Source organism: Aquimarina mytili, assembly GCF_016735115.1.
GTDB classification, from domain to species: Bacteria; Bacteroidota; Bacteroidia; order Flavobacteriales; family Flavobacteriaceae; genus Aquimarina; species Aquimarina mytili.
Window position 1 is genome coordinate 196,992 of record NZ_JAERQJ010000003.1, and the last position, 19,073, is coordinate 216,064.

A 19,073-nucleotide genomic window follows, 5' to 3' on the forward strand; every position below is an offset into this window, starting at 1 on the left:
CTGCAAAGTAATAGCATAGTTATTTGTTATCCAAATTAAATCGAAAAATATCATAAAATCTATCGTTTACACAAAATACAACCACTTATAAAGCGATATCTTCAAATATTCGCATTAAAAAGCATCATTTATAAAAAATAATTCTTTTTTGATTATCACTTGTTCCTATTAAACCTGCAACACTTCCATATAATCAACAGTTTATATTTAACAACATACAAACCAAATTATATGAACGAGACTATATTAAAAAAACACTGGTGGAAACGATATTGGAAATGGTTATTTCTGATTTCTGCCATTCTCTGTTTTATAACTTTTTTCTTTTTAATGACGGGTACTGCAACTTTTAGATATGGGTCGGTCTTGATGCAACCAGATCTTATACAGAATGCGCATGAAAAAGCCAAAGTAAATGAAAAAGTGATTGAAAAATTAGGAGAACTATCCCCTCATGATTTTTTTCGCCTATTAGAAGGTGAAGTAATGTACTCAAACCATAATAAAACTGTAGCAATAACCGTTGGAATTATTGGCACTAAAGGTCGAGGTAAATTAGATATTATTGCCAATAGAAATAAAGAAAACTGGGAATATCAAAAGATTATCGTTAGGATAAAAAAACCAACTAAAGAGCGTATTAAGATTTTAGAAAACTAACCCTTTCTTTAGGACTCTGGAGCTAACTCAACTTCTAACCCGTCTAATCCTGGAGTAATCGGAATCTGACACCCTAGTCGACTATTATCTTCAACATAAAAAGCTTCGGCCAACATTAAATCTTCATCATCACTCATCTCGGGAAGTTCATGATCAGATAAAATATAACATTGACAAGATGCACACATAGCCATACCACCGCAAGTACCCTCTACAGGAAGTTCATAAGCTTTACAAACTTCCATTAGATTCATATTCATGTCTGTAGGTGCTTGTACCTCATGCACTTCTCCTTCTCTATCTTTTATTTTTATGGTAACGTCTGACATAATTCTTGTGCTTATGCTATAAAAATCCTCGCAAATATACTGAAAGTATCAGTATGATATGCGAGGAAATATTTCATTATCCCCTCACCCAAGCCCTCTACCCAAGGAGAGGGAACGAGATAAGGATATTTTAATTTATATAATAGCTTTTACTACTTCTTTTTTAGCTTCTTTTTTAGTACCATCAAATCCTTCTACACCACCTACAGTTGTATATTTCATAACATACTTTTTATCTGGGAAAATTCTTTGATAAGCACTCTGACACATGATCGCTGCTTCATGAAACCCTGAAAGAATCAATTTTAATTTTCCTTTGTATGTATTTACATCACCAATGGCGTATATACCCGGTATATTCGTTTGATAATCGTAAGAATTATCAACTTTAATAGCATTTTTTTCGATCTCTAATCCCCAATTTCCGATTGGTCCAAGTTTTGGAGACAAGCCAAATAATGGAATAAAATAATCTGTATCTAAATGAATATCTCCTTTGGTTTTATGTTTAATCCCAACAGCCGTAACATGATCATCTCCTTTTAGTTCTTTCACTTCGGCCTCGGTGATCAAGTTTACTTTACCCAACTTTGATAATTCTGCTACTCTTTCTACAGAATCCAACGCTCCTCGGAATTCGTTTCTTCTATGAACCAGAGTTACTTCACTAGCAACATCTGCTAAGAAAATAGTCCAATCTAAAGCAGAATCCCCTCCACCGGCTATAACAACTCTTTTATCTCTATATACTTCTGGATCGCGAATGATATAAGCAACACCTTTATCTTCAAAATCTGTAATATTTGGAATTGGCGGTTTGCGTGGTTCAAAAGAGCCTAATCCTCCTGCAATTGCCACTACAGGTGCATTATGCTGAGTTCCTTTATTGGTAGTCACCAAAAATGTATCATCTTCAAGTTTTTCAATAGTTTCAGCTCTTTCACCTAAAGTAAAACCAGGATTAAAAGGTTTAATTTGCTCCATAAGATTATCCACTAATTGTCCAGCTAAAATCTCCGGGAAACCAGGGATATCATATATTGGTTTTTTCGGATATATTTCTGAACACTGCCCTCCAGGTTGTGGTAAAGCATCGATAAGATGTGTTTTTAACTTCAATAATCCTGCTTCAAAAACAGTAAATAAACCTGTTGGTCCTGCTCCTATGATTAAAATATCAGTCTTTATCATTTGCAACTTCTTTTTTTCCTATTAATCCTTTAGTAAATTCGTTGAGTGTTTCCACTTTCTCTTCAAAATCACCTTTTATTGTTTTTCTATATTCGTTTAAATTCTTGACTAAGTCATCAATATTTTCAGGAATGACTTCCTCAAAAAACTGACGTAATCTTTTGGCTGTTGTAGGTGACTTTCCATTAGTAGAAATAGCCACTTTAACATTACCTTTTGTTACAATACCACCCATGTAAAAATCACAATATGGTGGATTGTCTGCCACATTAACCAGTTTACTTCTTTTCCTACAATCTTTATACACCTGTATATTAACTTTAGGATTATCTGTTGTAGCAATCACAATATGTTTTTGTTTAAGAAAACGTTTGTGATATTTTTTTGTAATCATTTCTACTCCAAACCTATTTGCCAAAGCTATTGTACTCTCGCGAAACATAGGTGACACCATTGTAACTTTAGCATCTGGGCTAGATTTTGTTAAGAACGTGAGTTTTTCTTCGGCTACATTTCCTCCACCTACAATTAAGATTTCGAGATTTTTCACCTTCAAAAAAACCGGATATAAATTATTTCTCTCTTCATCCATAGTATTTATCTCTTTCTTAGATGAAAAAGGAAGTTCTTTATCAATGATATTTATATCGCTATTATTCAATTTACAAATTCTTTTTGAACTTCTTTTTGAATTGAAGCAAGTTTTACTCTTTGATTTACCACTTCTCCTATCACAATTATGGCCGGAGATGATAATTCTTTTTCTGAAACCACCTTTTCAATAGTAGCGACGGTACCACATCCAAACTGCTCATTTTCGGTAGTCCCATTTTGAATTATTGCTACCGGAATATTCTGTTTATTTTCGGCAGCAAAGATACTAACTATTTCACTTAACTTGCTCATTCCCATTAAAATTACCACAGTCGCATTAGATTTTGCTGCCAGGTATACATCCTGTGATAATTTATGGGATTTTGTTGTTCCTGTAATTACCCAAAAGCTTTCAGACGAACCTCTTTTTGTTAATGGTATACCTTGATATGCCGGCACCGCTAACGATGACGATATCCCTGGAATCATATTGGTTTCTATATCAAACTGCTGCACATAGTCAATCTCTTCAGCTCCGCGACCAAAAATAAACGGATCCCCACCTTTTAATCTCACTACATGTCCATGACTTTTGGCTCTACTTACGATCAACTCGTTAATTTGCTCTTGTTGGTATGCGTAGCATCCTTTTCTTTTGCCCACAAAGATTTTTTCTGCGGCAGGTGCATAATTTAATAGCTTTTCATTTATGAGTGCATCATATAACACCACATCTGCAGAAGCTAAAGTTTTGAGTGCTTTAAGCGTAATTAAGTCTGGATCCCCAGGTCCTGCACCTACTACGGTTAATTTTGGTGTTTTATTACTCATTTTTTATTCATTTATATAGTAGTTTCCTTGCACTACTTATCAGACCTTAAAGATATTATACATTTTCTACTTCAAGGGCTCTAAACGCTTGCACTTTTTGTAAAAATTGCTCTGCTTTTTTGATATAATCCACTGCAAAATCCTTGTTTGGTGCGTTTTTCTGAAGTTGATATATTAAATCGGCAAATGTACTCTCTAAAGTTATTTTTCCACTAGCAACAAATTCTTCGTCAAACTGACTAATAATCCCTGCATGCGTATTCGTCTTCTTATTTTCTGCCAACAATAATGCTTTAGCAGAATTGACTAAAGAACTATATGCATGATAAACTGCATCAGAATAGATTCCGTTTTCAAAAGAATTTTTAGCATTTGCTATTTTTTCTTCACTTTCTAGAAATAGTGTTGCTATTAAATCAATCACTACTCCAGCACATTCTCCTATTCCAATTGCTTTCACATACTCTTCTTCGGTTCCCCAATCGATAAAATCTTCTTGAGTTAGATTATCCACATTGGACAAATCGGTAAGGAAATTATAAAAGTATTTCTCTCCTTTCTCCTCATAATAATCGACAAATAGTTTACCATTGGCATTAGCTTCAAAATCATCAAGAATTCTGCGCAATGCTTCTGGACCTCTTCTACTAGGTATTTTTACAACCTTATCAGCAAAACGACCTTTACCATTACCTAGATTTCCGCCTCCTAATAACACCTGTAATGCCGGCGCAACTAGCTTATCTTTGGTACGTACAGACATTCCCTGAAAACCTATGTTGGCCATATTGTGCTGACCACAAGCATTCATACATCCACTAATTTTGATCACTAAATCATCTTTTTCAAGGTATTGCGGATATTCAGTTTTAATTACTCGTTCTAACTCCTCTGCGATACCCGTACTACTTGCTATACCTAAATTACAAGTATCTGTTCCAGGACAAGCCGTAATGTCGACAGCCTTATTATACCCCGCTTCAACAAATCCCAATTTCTCTAATTCTTGATAGAAAAAAGGAAGTAAATTTTCTTTTACAAAAGGAATCAAAATATTTTGACGTAACGATAACCTGATTTCTCCCGCAGCATATTTTTCAACTAAATCAGCTAATAACCTAGCCTTGTCTGTATAAAAATCTCCAAGCAATACTTTGATACCAATTGCTACGAACCCTTCTTGCTTTTGAGAGATTACATTTGTCGATTTCCATAAATCGAAAGCTTTTTGATCTTTGATTTCGACTTGCGGCACTTGCTCTACTGCAACAGGAACAGATGCTTGATATGCTTCTGCATCAATAGTAACAGTTTTTTGGGGAATTGCAGTCTGTTCGGCTTCGACCAATTCTTTAAAAGCTTCTAAGCCTATATCTTTCACTAAGAACTTCATTCGAGCTTTAGCTCTACTTTTACGCTCGCCATGACGATCAAATATTCTCAACACCCCTTCCATTAAAGGAATAATTTTATCTGAAGGCAAGAAACTATATAACTCATCTGCATGTCTTGGTTGCGAACCTAATCCACCGGCAAGCATTACTTTAAAACCACGAACACCATTTTCGATTTTGGCAATAAAACCTAAATCATGCATATACGATAACCCTGTATCTTCTTCTGTCCCCGAAAATGAAACTTTGAATTTACGCCCCATTTCCTGGCAAATAGGGTTTCTTAAAAAGAAACGAAATAATGCGTCTGCATACGGAGATACATCAAATGGTTCTTTAGGATCAATACCTGCAGTTTCTGAAGCTGTTACATTACGAACCGTATTACCACAAGCTTCTCTAAGCGTAACATCATCTCTTTCTAACTCAGCCCATAACTGTGGTGTTCTATTGAGATCCACATAGTGAATCTGGATATCTTGGCGCGTTGTGATATGAAGGCGCCCTCTAGAATATTCATCAGAAACTTCACAGATACGTCTAAGCTGATTACTAAGAACCTTACCATATGGCAATTTAATACGTATCATCTGTACGCCTTCTTGACGTTGACCATAAACTCCACGAGCCAGACGTAGGCTACGAAACTTTTCTTCATCAATCTTTCCCTTATGGAATTGCTCTATCTTGTTTGCTAATTCTATAATGTCTTTTTCGACAATTGGGTTTTCTATTTCAGTTCTAAAACTTTGCATCTTTTTCCTTGTTTCGCCCCTTTAAAAAAGGACATAGTTATGACTTTTGTGTAGCAATATTTTTACTTCTAAAATTCTTGTTTTTTCTTCTCTGTTGCAGGCTAACTACTATTCTATAAAGCCTACTCCCGAAGTATTATTGGTTTGAGAATCTATTAATATAAATGATCCTGAAGCTTTATTTTTACTATACGAATCAAAAGCTAAAGGTTTGCTTAATTGTATTTGTACTTTTCCAACTTCATTCAACTGCAAAGAGTTTGCAGAAGTATCTTCACCTGAAAAATCGGTAGCGATGGTTCCGCTTATACTTTTTACTTTTGCGAGAACACGGTTGCTTCCACTTTGTACAAAATAATTAGTTCCAGGATTCAGATCTTTGCTATCCATCCAACATACCGTTGCCGTAAGTTGTTTTTCGACTTTTGGTTTTTCTAAAGATTTTACAATCATATCCCCCCTACTCACATTTACATCATCTTCAAGTGTAATTGTACATGAGCTTCCTCGACCTGCTGTATCAAATTTTTGATCAAAAAAGTAAATCTCTTTTACTTTTGAAGTCGTTAGAGAAGGTAAAATGGTAACTTCATCACCTACCGTAAGGTCTCCTCCATATAATTTACCTGCATATCCCCTAAAATCATGGAACTCATCTTTTTTAGGTCGAATTACAGTTTGCACAGGGAATCGTGCTTGTGACTTTTCAAATACATCTTGTGCATCTAATTCTTCTAAATGTTCTAAGAGCGTTTGACCAGTATACCAAGGAGTGTTGTTTGATTTATCTACCACATTATCGCCTTGTAATGCACTTACAGGAATGAAAGTGATATTTTGTTCTTTGTAATCACTTTTTTCAATTAATGTTTCAAAATCTGCTTTGATAGCATTAAACTTCTCTTGAGAGAAATCTACAAGATCCATTTTGTTGATCGCTACAATTACATCTTTAACACGCAACAGGTTATTGATAAAAAAGTGACGATACGTTTGTTCGATAACTCCTTTACGAGCATCAACCAAAATAATAGATGCCTGTGATGTTGATGCACCAGTAACCATATTTCGGGTATACTCGATATGACCTGGTGTATCAGCTATGATATAACTTTTTGATTTTGTAGAGAAGTATATATGCGCTACATCTATTGTAATCCCCTGCTCACGCTCGGCTACTAATCCGTCTGTAGCTAATGAGAAATCCAGGTAATCAAAACCATTTGCCTTACTTCTCTCCTCTATAGCGGCTAATTTATCGGTGGTCAATGATTTTGTATCATATAAAATGCGACCGATTAAGGTACTTTTACCATCATCTACACTTCCTGCTGTTGCTATTTTTAATACATCCATGGTTTATTCTTATTTTTCCCTTTGGGGGCTGTATTCTTTATTCTTTTTTTGTTTTTAAAGATTCTGAAATATGTTCGACAATTTTGACCCAATATTTTTCAGAATCATGAAAGCATCGGCTTTCTAGAAATATCCTTGTTGTTTACGTTTTTCCATCGCAGCTTCAGATCGCTTATCATCGATACGTGCACCTCGTTCTGAAATTGTTGACTCTCTAATTTCTGAAACAACTTTATCAATAGTCACGGCATCAGATAATACTGCTGCTGTACAAGACATATCGCCAACGGTTCTAAAGCGCACCATTCTTTCTTCTACTACCTCATCATCTTCTCGATATACAACATCATCTTCTGCAGACCAAATCATTCCGTCACGTATAAATGTTTTACGCTTATGGGCAAAATAAATTGACGGGATCTCAATACCTTCTTTTTCAATATAGCTCCACACATCAAGCTCTGTCCAGTTACTAATTGGAAACACCCTTACGTTTTGTCCAAGATCAATTTTTCCGTTCAGGTGATCAAACAATTCTGGGCGCTGGTTTTTCTCATCCCATTGACCAAAATCATCTCTTACAGAAAAAATTCGTTCTTTAGCTCTGGCTTTTTCTTCATCTCTTCGGGCACCCCCAATAGCAGCATCAAACTTAAACTCTTCTAAAGCATCAAGAAGTGTAGTGGTCTGCAAGCTATTTCTACTTGCATACTTTCCTTTTTCTTCAACTACTTTACCTTGATCTATAGAATCTTGCACATTACGAACAATAAGTTCTACTCCTAATTCTTCAACTAATTTATCCCTGAAGGCTATCGTTTCCGGAAAGTTATGCCCAGTATCTATATGCAATAACGGGAACGGAATTTTTCCTGGATAAAAAGCTTTTTGAGCTAGTCTCACCAAGGTTATAGAGTCTTTTCCTCCAGAAAAAAGTAGTACTGGCTTCTCAAATTGAGCTGCTACTTCTCTAAAGATATATATAGCTTCACTCTCAAGAGGGTTTACTTTAAGAACAGAAGTTTCTCCCAAATTTCCGGCAGATCCATTTAATTGTTCTATTTTCTTTTCTAATATTTCCATATTAATTTTTCGTCATTTATTAGTTAGTGTGCAACCCACATTCTCTATTTTCTAACACTTTGGTCGGGTCAAAATACTTAAACTCATTAGGCAACATATTCTCTTCTAAGTACACGTCTAATTCTGCATCGCTGTAATAATAGAATGGACTTACTTTTAAAACTCCATCTTTACCCATACTTAATATATCCAGAGAATCTCTTAGGGCAGTTTGTCCTTTTCTAAGATTTGTAAACCACACATCAGGAGTAAAATCACTCATTGCTCTTTTAAACGGCTCAAGTTTTACTTGTTCTGTAAAAACTTTATGTTTTGGATCTTCTATATCTGGAATTCCCATAACAGCATCTCGGTGTGCAGAAGTTTGCCTGGGCACATATAATTTAATATTTAATCCAAGTTTCTGAATTACCTCTTCAGCATGCTTATATGTATTTGGTGTATTATAACCAGAATCACACCAAATTACAGGAATTTCCTTTTTTGCGTGCACACAAACATTTAAAATAGCGGCTTCATAAGGTCTAAAATTAGTAGTTACTACCGGCTTTTGGGCATTACTTATTGCCCATTGTGCTATTTCTAGCGGTGTTTTTGCCTTAAGCTCACTATTAAGTCTTTCTATTTCTTTTTCTGTAAAACTCATTTTCAAATTAAATTCAGAACTTTTACTTCTTTTTCAAAATCATAATTACCTACCCCACTTTACACGATTCCATATTCTTTCATGAAAAAAGTAAAGAATCATCTTAGTAATAAAATCAACTGATGCTATAGACGTAGCCAATACTATTTCGCCAGTAAGAACATAAGATACTATTAGCGTATCAAGAGTTCCTATTACTCTCCAACTAACTGCTTTTACAATACTACGTATTGGTTTCTCAGAGGTTTTATCATCCTCAAAAGTTGTTTTCTTTGAAGCTACTTTATCTAATATCATTTGATCTACAATCATATCAATCTTTAATTCTATTACCCTATCGGATTAGTAGGATATTAGACAAATGTAGATATAAAAATCTATTTCTTAGTCCAAATAGCCACAAAATCTTACTGGATTTCTAAGAATTGTGATATTTTTAATAAACAGCCTAGTAATTTAGTAGATTATTAAGGTAAGTACAAAATATCGTGTTAATTCATTACAGCCGACTTCCTAATTTCTTCTCAAATCACAATAAAAGAGGCGTTTAATCAAAAAATATAGTACTTAATTATACGTTTATTATCTTAGTATACTATCAAAATCATGACTTATGAAAAAAATTGTCTTTTTTTTATTCGCAGTATCGGCTATTATAGTTACATCTTGTAGTAACGATGATGATGTAATTCCATTTGTAGCCGATGCATCACTCATTCCTGGAGCATGGGATTTGCAAGAAATCAGATCCGAAAATGGAACCTTTACTACAACAGTTCAAAATCTCCCTATTACTGGTACGTATAGTATTTCTGGAAAGGATTATAATGCTTCTGTTACGCTTACAGAAGCAACTGCAGAAAATGAGCCTAACACTTTATCTAGTACTGGAAGCTTTACACTAGTTGCAACGTTTAGCATACCCTTACAAGAACCGATTGTAATAGAAGAAGCTATTCCAGAGGTTCTCGGTACCGGAGAATGGTCTGTTAACGGAAACACACTTACCACAACTACGCAAGGAGAAAGTCAATCCTATGAAATCATAGCGCTAAGTGCGCAAGCTCTGACATTAAGAATAGCTATTAATGAAGAAACTACTGTAGAATCAGCATTAGGAACGCTTACCATTAACATAACTGGAGATCAATTTATTGAGCTAAGAAAACAATAGACAATATTTAAAATTACAAAACTAAAAAAGCAGGGGTTGTAACCAACTCTGCTTTTATTACAGTTTCTCTAAAGCTTGATCAATATCACCAATAATATCATCGATATGCTCTAATCCAACAGAACAACGTACCATTCCATCAGTAATACCAACAATTAACTTATCTTCTACTGCTAGTTTGCTATGGGTTGTTGATGCCGGATGTGTAACTATGGTCCTTGTATCTCCTAAGTTGGCCGAAAGAGAACACATTTTCAAACTATCAAAAAATACCTGTCCAGCTTTTATCCCACCCTTTACTTCAAAAGCAATAATATTACCTCCAAGTTTCATTTGTTTCTTGGCGATTTCATGTTTGGGATGCGATTTTAAAAATGGATATTTTACCCAATTTACTTTGGGATGCTCCTCTAAGAATGTAGCTAGTCGCAACGCATTTTGACAATGCTTTTCCACACGCACAGCCAAAGTTTCTAAACTTTTTGACAACACCCAAGCATTAAAAGGAGATAATGCCGGACCCGTATTACGCGAAAACAAATAAATTTCTCTAATTAATTCTTTCTTTCCTACAGTCACCCCTCCTAGCACTCTACCTTGTCCATCAATTAATTTTGTAGCAGAATGAATAACCAGATCTGCCCCAAACTTGATAGGATTTTGTAGATATGGTGTTGCAAAACAGTTATCAATGATTAGCAATATACCATGCTTTTTAGCGATCTCACCCAGCAATTCCAGATCCAAAACATCCACTCCAGGATTTGTTGGAGATTCAGCATAAATAACCTTTGTATTGGGTTGAATTAAACTTTCAACTTTTTCTACCTCATTGATTTTAAAATAACTTGTTTCTATATTCCATTTCGGAAAATATTTGGTAAACAACGTATGTGTCGAACCAAACACCGATCGAGCAGAAACAATATGATCTCCCGAATTAAGTAATGCCGCGAATGTCGAAAAAACGGCTGCCATTCCTGTAGCAAATGCATACCCAGCTTCTGCTCCTTCAAGCTTGCAGATTTTATCCACAAATTCTGAGGTATTCGGGTTGCTAAAACGGCTATATAAATTACGTTCTTTTTCTTCAGCAAAAGACGCTCTCATCTCTTCTGCATCTTCAAAAACAAAACCCGAAGTCAAATACATGGGCGTAGAATGCTCTAAAAACTGTGTTTTATCTGTCTGCGTTCTTACCGCCTGTGTTTCAAAATGTTGATTCTCTTCAATCATACTTCTTCATTATTAACCACTACTTTATATCTTATTTCTGCCGTAGGCTCTAAGGTTTTAGACACAGAGCAGTATTTTTCAAACGATAATTGAGCTGCTCTTTTGGCTTTTTCAGATGCGATATCACCTTCAAGATACACAGTAACATCAATTTCTTTAAACGGTTTTGCTCCATCAACTTCTACTCTGGATCCATCGACTTCGGCTCTATAGTCTGTAATGACCTGGCGCTGTTTTTTTAGAATAGAAATCACATCGATGGCACTACATCCCGCCACTCCCATTAAAACATATTCCATCGGACTTGGGGCCAAATCATGACCTCCCACTTCGGCTTTACTGTCAATATGTGTAATATGTCCTCTTTCATTTTTTAATTCAAAATGATAATCGTTATCTATTCTTTTTAATTCTATTTTCATCGTTATATATTTGGGCGTTTCCTTGATTCGATCAAGGCCGGGCTTTCAACTATATCTTTTCTGTACACTTCTCGACTCCGCTAGAAGTACACAGAAAAGGATGCCGTTTCAATCCCTAACGCATTAATTATTCACTTTATCTGCTAATCGTAACACATCTCCAAAAACTCCTCTTGCTGTAACAGCAGCTCCTGCTCCTGCTCCTTGAATCACTATGGGTTGATCCCCATACGATTCTGTATAAATCTCGAATATAGAGTCGGAACCTTTTACTTGTCCTAACGCACTATTTTGAGGAACGGAAACCAGTTTCACATCCAGATTTCCCTTTTCTTGAAACAAATCGCCCCAAAGATCGCCAATATAACGTAATACATGGTTAGGTTTTTGCTCATCTTTAACGTTTTGATATACCTTATCTAATTCATGCAGTCTATCCAAAAACTGTGTAGCAGATCCTTTTCTTAAATCATTAGGAATTAAATTATGAATATTAATATCTTCAAGTTCATTTTTTAAATCCAGCTCTCTTGCCAAAATCAACAATTTTCTGGCTACATCATTACCACATAAATCTTCTCTAGGATCTGGTTCTGTATATCCCTTATCTATAGCATCCCTTAACACTTCACTAAATTCTTTTTCACCAGCCGAAAAAGTATTGAACAAATAACTTAGTGATCCAGAAAAAACACCTTTAATTCTTGTTATGTTTTCTCCCGATAAATGTAATAATTTGATGGTGTCTATTAACGGTAAACCTGCTCCTACATTTGTTTCATATAAATATTGTTTTTGATTTTTTTCAAGTTTTGATCTTAATTCTTTGTAAAACTTAAAACTTAGGGTATTAGCAATTTTATTAGAAGACACCAAATCAAATCCATGTTCTACTAGGGCTATGTAATTGTTTGTAAATATTTTGCTTGCTGTATTATCAATAGCAATCAAATTTTCAAGGTGATTTTCATCAGCATATTTTATAACATCATCTATAACATAATCAGCACTTTGGCTATTAATTCTACCCTTCCAATCCTCATCAATTCCATTTTTATTCAAAAGCACTTTTCTAGAATTTGCTACAGCAAAGATGTTCAATTTTATTTTTTTTCGTTTTTCAATTTGTTTTACCGAGTTTAGTATCTGATCAATCAAGGTACCACCGACAAGCCCATGCCCAAAAACGGCAATATTTACTTTCTTCGAAATTTCAAAGATCTCACCATGAATTACATTTAATGCCCTATGCAATTGCTCTTTTTTTACTACCAGGCTAACTGTTGTGCCACTTACTGTATTATTAAACAACAAAGGAATCACCTGGTTTTTGATCAGCGCATTATAAGGCTTATGAAAAGTACTAAGGTCCTGACCAATAATCGAAATCACAGAAACATTTTCTACAATTGTGATAGCACTAACATCTCTTTTTTGAAAATCTGCTTCAAACTCTTTCTCAAGAGTATCTTGTGCCTCTTTTGCCTTTGAAACGTCAACTACTAATCCTATTCCTCGTTCTGAAGAACCCTGAGAAATTATACTCACACTAATATTCTTATGCGCCAAAACCCTAAAAATACGTGCATCGACTCCTACTCTACCTAAAAGGCCTCTACCTTCTAAATTAATTAAAGCCACATGCTCTAGAACGGACAATGATTTGATACCTTTCTCTCCTGTTTCGGCAGTAATTAGTGTTCCTTCATTAGTATGATCAAATATATTTAATACTCTTAAGGGAATGTTTTTTTCAATTAAAGGAATAATAGTTTTGGCATGTAAAATATTAACTCCAAAATATGCTAATTCATTAGCTTCTTTGAAAGATAGCTTCTCTATCTTTTTAGCTTCAGGTACTAAATCTGGATTTGCAGTGTAAATTCCATTCACATGTGTAAAATTCTGCAATTCTTCTGCTTCCAGGTAATTAGCTAATAAAGATGCAGTATAGTTACTTCCATTTCTTCCTAAAGTTGTTGTTTCATTTTTAGTATTGGCCGCTATAAAACCAGTAACAACGTTAACCGTAGAACCATTATGCTTTGAAAAATGTTTAATCACATTCTCTTTAGACAACTTATCCAACGGTTGCGCATCCCCAAATTGCGCATCAGTAATAATTAATGTTCTACTATCAGTAAAATTAGCATCAATTCCTCTTTCTTGTAAAAGTTGAGTTACTAGTTTTGCCGAAATAACTTCTCCATGTGACAAAACAAGATCTTTAATCCTTTTACTATAATCTCCAAGCAAAGAAACCCCCGAGAATAGCTTATCCAAAGTTTCAAATTCTTCAGTAAAATCAACATTATCAAAAGCTTCTAACTGATATTTTTTAAAGACATCTAACTGATCTTGATAATTTTCATTTTTAGATGCTTTTTTTAGAATTGCCTCCAACTCATCAGTAGAATTTCCTCTTGCAGATAAGACAACGGTTATCTTTTCACCCTTCTTGACTCTATTTTCTACTATGTCAATCACCGTGTTGATCCCTTTTCCATTAGCCAACGACTTGCCACCAAATTTTAAAATCTTCATTATTACTTTCTTTTAAAAAACATCTTTTAACAATCTACTTAATTGTTCAAATTCTATTAAAAAAGCATCATGCCCGTGTATGGAATTAATAACCCTGTGTTCAACATTTTGTTTTATTTTTTTTATTTCTTCGAATGTGATTAAATCTTCAGTTAGTGTGAAAAACATATCAGAATCTACACTTATGATGAAAATATTTGATTCGATAGTTTTTATCACTTCTAAAAAACCATCTCTTTCATGAACAATATCAATATTTGCAAGTATGTGATTTAATTCTTTGTACGCAGGCAAGGTATATCTATCATCTAGTTTTTTGCCATGATGCAATAACCAACTTTCAATATTAAATACATCCTCTTCGACATTATATGTTCGATTAAATTTCAATTTAAATGAATCAGGAGATCTATATATTAACATCGCATGAAGCCTTGCATCATGAACAGGGTTATTAGAATTGAGTAAAATCTGTTCTTGTACCAGACAATTCGCTTTCAACCAATCGGTAGATTTCCAATCTGCAGCAATAGGAATTAAGTTTTTAATTAGCTTTGGCTCAAGAGCTGCTAATTCCCATGCAATACCACCTCCTATAGATCCTCCTATAACAGCATATAACGAATCGACATTCATTAGCCTTAACCCTTCAGCAAAAATAGCCGCAATATCCCTGGCATTAAATATTTTATAATCATGGTATAGATATTCATCACTGCGATGGTATCCATTTCCGGGAATATTAAATGACAATACGGTATACGCATTTGTATCAATACACTTGCCTTCACCTATTAAGCCATTCCACCAACCATGATCGCCACATACTGTTGAGTTACCTGTAAGAGCATGATTAACTAATACCACAGGTGCAGAATGCAAGGGTTTGCCAAAAACCTCATAGGTTAAAGGAATCTTATCAATACGTTTATTTTTTGTTGTATTGTAGTTTAGGATCTCTAGTTTTTGAAGCATGAATTGAAGTCAAAAATTATTTAAGCGATTTGTTTTATTTTAGCGAAAGCCGCTTTCAGATCCGTTTTAAGATCCTCTACATCTTCAAGACCAACAGAAATCCTTATCAGATCTTGAGTTACTCCAGTAGATTTTTGCTGTTCTTCGTTTAGTTGTTGATGTGTTGTGCTTGCAGGATGAATAATTAAAGATTTTGAATCCCCAATATTCGCCAATAAGGAGAATATTTTGGTTTCGTTCGCTACTGTTTTTGCAGAATCAAAACCACCTTTTACTCCAAATGTAACAATACCACTTTGTCCTTTTGGAAGATACTCTACCGCTAATTTATGATACGGGTCATTCTCAAGACCAGGATATTTTACCCAAGATACTTCATTTTGTTTTTGAAGCCATTTTGCTAATGCCAATGCGTTTTCACTGTGCTTTTTAATTCTTATATCTAAGGTTTCTAACCCTTGTAAAATTTGAAATGCGTTAAACGGACTTAAAGCGGCTCCATGATCTCTTAATCCTTCAATTCGTACTTTTGCAATAAACGCTGCAGGACCCAATGCTTCGTGATATACCAGTCCATGATATCCCGGTGAAGGCTCAGTAAATTCTGGGAATTTTCCACTAGACCAATCAAAAGTTCCCGCATCTATGATAACTCCCCCAAGAGATGTTCCGTTACCGCTAATGTATTTTGTAAGAGAATGAATAACAATATTAGCCCCATAATCGATTGGGTTTAACAATGCTGGTGTAGCCACTGTATTATCTACTATTAAAGGTACTTTATATTCTTTAGCCTCTTTTGAAATTGTTTTTAAATCCAATACATCAAGTTTTGGATTTCCTAAAGATTCAACAAAAAATGCACGTGTATTTTCTTGTATTGCCTCTTTAAAATTTTTGGCATCAGATGGATCCACAAAAGTTGTTGTAATCCCAAATCTGGGTAAAGTAACATTTAAAAGGTTATATGTCCCTCCATACAAACTACTAGAAGCAACGATATGATCTCCGGCTTTTAATAATGTTAGCAATGTTGTATTAATTGCAGCAGTTCCCGATGCTGTAACTACTCCTGCTATTCCTCCTTCCAGTGCTGCCAAACGTTGCTCTAAAATATCATTGGTTGGATTATTTAATCTTGTGTAAATAAATCCCGTCTCAGAAAGGTTAAACAAGTTTGCAGCGTGATCTGCATTTTCAAAAACATATGATGTTGTTTGATAAATAGGAACTGCCCTTGTTCCTCCATTTATAGTTACATCATGACCAGCATGTAAAGCTTCAGTAGCAAATTTTTGTGTGCTCATAATTTTCCAATTTAAATTTTATAATTTGATAAAATTCAAATACACCAAACTTCAAAATGAATGTTTGTGATAGAAAATTAAAAAGAAAGGAAAAACAATTACAAGAGATAAAGTAATTGCATCGAGTTATCTTTTCCCAAACCATTGGGATAGAATTTAGCACCTTCTTTAAAAAAATTAAAGGGTTGCTAAGGTTTCAACGGGTCTATTCCCTCCACCTTTCTTAATAACTTACTAATATGTATAAGAAACTTATAAGCAAAACTAGTAATATTTTTTAAACTGTATCATTTTTCTTCAAAAAAAATATTTTGTCGCTAAAAAGAATGCTTTAAAAAGGTTCTAAAATCAAGAAAAATTAATCCTGTGTTAAATCCTTTTGAATGTTATCATTTTTTTTACCTTTGCCGAAATATTTTTCAGGGATAGATTTGACCGATTGCAACCCAATATACTGAGATACAGTATCAAAAATGCTAAAGCGCTTGATATACTATTTACCAAAAGCTTCGCATAGCAATCCTATCCCAAATAGTACTTAAAACAAAAGAAAAGAGAATGGCATATTTATTTACTTCTGAAAGTGTATCAGAAGGACACCCAGACAAAGTTGCAGATCAAATTAGTGACGCATTACTAGATAATTTCTTAGCATTTGATGAAAACTCAAAAGTGGCCTGCGAAACTTTAGTTACCACCGGTCAGGTAGTTTTAGCTGGTGAAGTAAAATCTAAAACATACTTGGATGTACAACATATTGCCAGAGAAGTAATCAATAAGATAGGATATACCAAAGGCGCTTATCAATTTAGTGGAGATTCTTGTGGAGTGATATCATTAATTCATGAACAGTCACAAGATATTAATCAGGGAGTTGATCGAGAGACTAAAGAAGAGCAAGGTGCTGGTGACCAAGGGATGATGTTTGGATATGCCACCAAAGAAACTGCTAATTATATGCCATTAGCGCTTGATATTTCTCATAAAATCTTGATCGAATTGGCCAAACTAAGAAGAGAAGGCAAAGAAATCCCTTATCTACGCCCAGATTCTAAAAGTCAGGTTACTATAGAATATAGTGATGATAATGTACCACAACGTATCGTTGCCATTGTTGTATCCACACAACATGATGACTTTGACGATAATGATGATGTGATGTTGACAAAAATTAAAAATGACATCATTTCTATTTTAATCCCAAGAGTAATTGCTCAATTACCAGAATATGTTCAGCAATTATTTAATGATAAAATTGAATATCATATTAACCCAACAGGAAAATTCGTAATCGGAGGACCACATGGAGATACCGGTCTTACTGGTAGAAAAATTATTGTAGATACTTATGGGGGAAAAGGAGCCCATGGTGGGGGAGCATTTTCTGGAAAAGACCCAAGCAAAGTAGATAGATCTGCTGCATATGCATCTAGACATATTGCAAAAAACCTTGTTGCTGCAGGAGTGGCAAGCGAAGTGTTGGTTCAGGTATCTTATGCTATAGGTGTTGTTGAACCTACTTCAATTTTTGTTGACACTTACGGAAGCAGTAATTTAGGATTAACTGATGGTGAAATAGCCAAAAAAGTAGGTGAAATTTTTGATATGCGCCCAGCAGCTATAGAAAATCGTCTTAAACTACGTAATCCTATCTATCAGGAAACTGCAGCTTATGGACATATGGGCAAAGAACCTAAGGTAATTACTAAAGTTTTTGAAAGCCCATATTCTGGTAAAATGGAAAAGGAAGTAGAATTGTTTACATGGGAAAAACTTGATTATGTTGACGCTGTTAAAAAAGCCTTTAACATATAACACACATCCGGTTTTATAGCTCTTTATCGATTTTATGAAAACACTCGAAAAAAATGTGGTTTTTCCGTATTAATAAACCGGAAGAATATCACTACATTTGTCTATTAATCAATTTAGATATTAATTGAAAAACTATTACTTATTCACTATACTGTAGTAGCACATAAACTTTTATGTAAGTGAAGTATTAGAACGTAAAAAGGTAATGTAAATTTAGGGCGATGAAATTAAAATTGTTAATGACTTTTTCTTTATTATGGGTTTGTTCAGCTTCATTTAGCCAAGAATTTAAGGGGTACTTAACTTCAGTTAAATCTATTGATGATCAAATTCAAGAAGAACGATATAGCACGGATGAAGTTCCTACGGTAGATAGACTTGTATTTAAATCTCCAATTGAAAATATTTCTCGTAAAGACAAACAGTTCTTTAGCAAAAAAGAATGGAGAAAAATAAAAAATCAGCTTAAGAAAAATAAAAAGAGAATTTCAAAATTACAAGACGGAATTCATACTTCTAAAATAATAGACACGGTCTATATGGATCTCCCTAAACCAACCAGAGAATCTAGTTTATCTGGTTGGTAAAATTGTAAACATCTAAAACAATATACTTGCACTTTCTTTAGGGGAAAAAACCCCATGGATTTCTATTGTTTTCCCCCTACCAAAATCAAAATAACTATCGTATCTTTGTGATTGTATATCAGATAGTTACACCCTTATTTGGTTTTAACAGTATATCCTGATGTATTCATCCTA

At 34.4% G+C, this 19,073-nt stretch carries 18 protein-coding genes and 1 riboswitch; of the genes, 4 read left to right on the forward strand and 14 right to left on the reverse strand.

The window, feature by feature from the left end; translation table 11 throughout:
* Nucleotides 1-231: 231 nt before the first annotated feature.
* Nucleotides 232-660, forward strand: coding sequence for a cytochrome c oxidase assembly factor Coa1 family protein (locus JJQ60_RS08220; protein ID WP_201918551.1), 429 nt, complete (start codon nt 232-234; stop codon nt 658-660).
* Between the two features lie 8 nt (nt 661-668).
* Here JJQ60_RS08220 and JJQ60_RS08225 read toward each other — a convergent pair whose 3' ends face one another.
* The 9 genes from JJQ60_RS08225 to JJQ60_RS08265 form a co-directional block, all read right to left on the reverse strand.
* A complete protein-coding gene (locus JJQ60_RS08225; protein ID WP_201918553.1) occupies nt 669-989 on the reverse strand; it encodes a 2Fe-2S iron-sulfur cluster-binding protein in 321 nt (106 codons plus the stop codon).
* Between the two features lie 135 nt (nt 990-1,124).
* The gene (locus JJQ60_RS08230) at nt 1,125-2,180 is read right to left on the reverse strand and encodes an NAD(P)/FAD-dependent oxidoreductase (protein ID WP_201918555.1); all 1,056 of its coding nucleotides are present in this window, start codon (nt 2,178-2,180) and stop codon (nt 1,125-1,127) included.
* Nucleotides 2,167-2,772 carry a precorrin-2 dehydrogenase/sirohydrochlorin ferrochelatase family protein gene (locus tag JJQ60_RS08235; RefSeq protein WP_201919687.1) on the reverse strand — a complete coding sequence of 202 codons (606 nt, stop codon included), beginning with the start codon at nt 2,770-2,772 and terminating at the stop codon, nt 2,167-2,169. The genes JJQ60_RS08230 and JJQ60_RS08235 overlap by 14 nt, the downstream gene beginning before the upstream one ends.
* 65 nt (nt 2,773-2,837) lie before the next feature.
* Nucleotides 2,838-3,605 (reverse strand): uroporphyrinogen-III C-methyltransferase, encoded by a 768-nt coding sequence (gene cobA, locus JJQ60_RS08240; protein ID WP_201918557.1) that lies wholly within the window; start codon nt 3,603-3,605, stop codon nt 2,838-2,840.
* 55 nt (nt 3,606-3,660) lie between these two features.
* Nucleotides 3,661-5,754: a HEPN domain-containing protein gene (locus JJQ60_RS08245; protein ID WP_201918559.1), complete on the reverse strand. Its 2,094-nt coding sequence runs from the start codon at nt 5,752-5,754 to the stop codon at nt 3,661-3,663.
* A 108-nt stretch (nt 5,755-5,862) separates the two neighbouring features.
* Nucleotides 5,863-7,110 (reverse strand): sulfate adenylyltransferase subunit 1, encoded by a 1,248-nt coding sequence (locus tag JJQ60_RS08250; RefSeq protein WP_201918561.1) that lies wholly within the window; start codon nt 7,108-7,110, stop codon nt 5,863-5,865.
* Nucleotides 7,111-7,233: 123 nt separating this feature from the next.
* Nucleotides 7,234-8,193, reverse strand: coding sequence for a sulfate adenylyltransferase subunit CysD (gene cysD / locus JJQ60_RS08255; protein WP_201918562.1), 960 nt, complete (start codon nt 8,191-8,193; stop codon nt 7,234-7,236).
* 19 nt (nt 8,194-8,212) lie between these two features.
* Nucleotides 8,213-8,839: a phosphoadenosine phosphosulfate reductase domain-containing protein gene (locus JJQ60_RS08260; protein WP_201918564.1), complete on the reverse strand. Its 627-nt coding sequence runs from the start codon at nt 8,837-8,839 to the stop codon at nt 8,213-8,215.
* Between the two features lie 45 nt (nt 8,840-8,884).
* On the reverse strand, nt 8,885-9,151 hold the full coding sequence (locus JJQ60_RS08265) for a DUF2061 domain-containing protein (RefSeq protein WP_201918566.1): 267 nt from the start codon (nt 9,149-9,151) through the stop codon (nt 8,885-8,887).
* A 301-nt stretch (nt 9,152-9,452) separates the two neighbouring features.
* On the opposite strand from JJQ60_RS08265, the gene JJQ60_RS08270 reads away from it, so the two are divergent.
* Nucleotides 9,453-10,013 carry a hypothetical protein gene (locus JJQ60_RS08270; RefSeq protein WP_201918568.1) on the forward strand — a complete coding sequence of 187 codons (561 nt, stop codon included), beginning with the start codon at nt 9,453-9,455 and terminating at the stop codon, nt 10,011-10,013.
* Nucleotides 10,014-10,070: 57 nt separating this feature from the next.
* Here the strand turns inward: JJQ60_RS08270 and JJQ60_RS08275 are convergent, their stop codons facing one another.
* From JJQ60_RS08275 to JJQ60_RS08290, 5 genes are all read right to left on the reverse strand, one after another.
* Nucleotides 10,071-11,249, reverse strand: a complete 1,179-nt coding sequence (locus tag JJQ60_RS08275) for a trans-sulfuration enzyme family protein (protein WP_201918570.1) — start codon at nt 11,247-11,249, stop codon at nt 10,071-10,073.
* A complete protein-coding gene (locus JJQ60_RS08280) occupies nt 11,246-11,671 on the reverse strand; it encodes an OsmC family protein (protein WP_201918572.1) in 426 nt (141 codons plus the stop codon). The genes JJQ60_RS08275 and JJQ60_RS08280 overlap by 4 nt, the downstream gene beginning before the upstream one ends.
* A gap of 123 nt (nt 11,672-11,794) precedes the next feature.
* On the reverse strand, nt 11,795-14,215 hold the full coding sequence (gene thrA / locus JJQ60_RS08285) for a bifunctional aspartate kinase/homoserine dehydrogenase I (protein WP_236669068.1): 2,421 nt from the start codon (nt 14,213-14,215) through the stop codon (nt 11,795-11,797).
* Nucleotides 14,216-14,227: 12 nt separating this feature from the next.
* Nucleotides 14,228-15,190, reverse strand: a complete 963-nt coding sequence (locus tag JJQ60_RS22010; protein WP_236669069.1) for an alpha/beta fold hydrolase — start codon at nt 15,188-15,190, stop codon at nt 14,228-14,230.
* A 20-nt stretch (nt 15,191-15,210) separates the two neighbouring features.
* Nucleotides 15,211-16,497, reverse strand: a complete 1,287-nt coding sequence (locus JJQ60_RS08290) for an O-acetylhomoserine aminocarboxypropyltransferase/cysteine synthase family protein (protein ID WP_201918574.1) — start codon at nt 16,495-16,497, stop codon at nt 15,211-15,213.
* A 123-nt stretch (nt 16,498-16,620) separates the two neighbouring features.
* A riboswitch (SAM riboswitch) is annotated at nt 16,621-16,730 on the reverse strand.
* Nucleotides 16,731-17,055: 325 nt separating this feature from the next.
* On the opposite strand from JJQ60_RS08290, the gene metK reads away from it, so the two are divergent.
* The gene (gene metK / locus JJQ60_RS08295) at nt 17,056-18,312 is read left to right on the forward strand and encodes a methionine adenosyltransferase (protein ID WP_201918577.1); all 1,257 of its coding nucleotides are present in this window, start codon (nt 17,056-17,058) and stop codon (nt 18,310-18,312) included.
* Nucleotides 18,313-18,533: 221 nt separating this feature from the next.
* Nucleotides 18,534-18,899, forward strand: coding sequence for a hypothetical protein (locus tag JJQ60_RS08300; protein WP_201918579.1), 366 nt, complete (start codon nt 18,534-18,536; stop codon nt 18,897-18,899).
* Nucleotides 18,900-19,073: the final 174 nt, after the last annotated feature.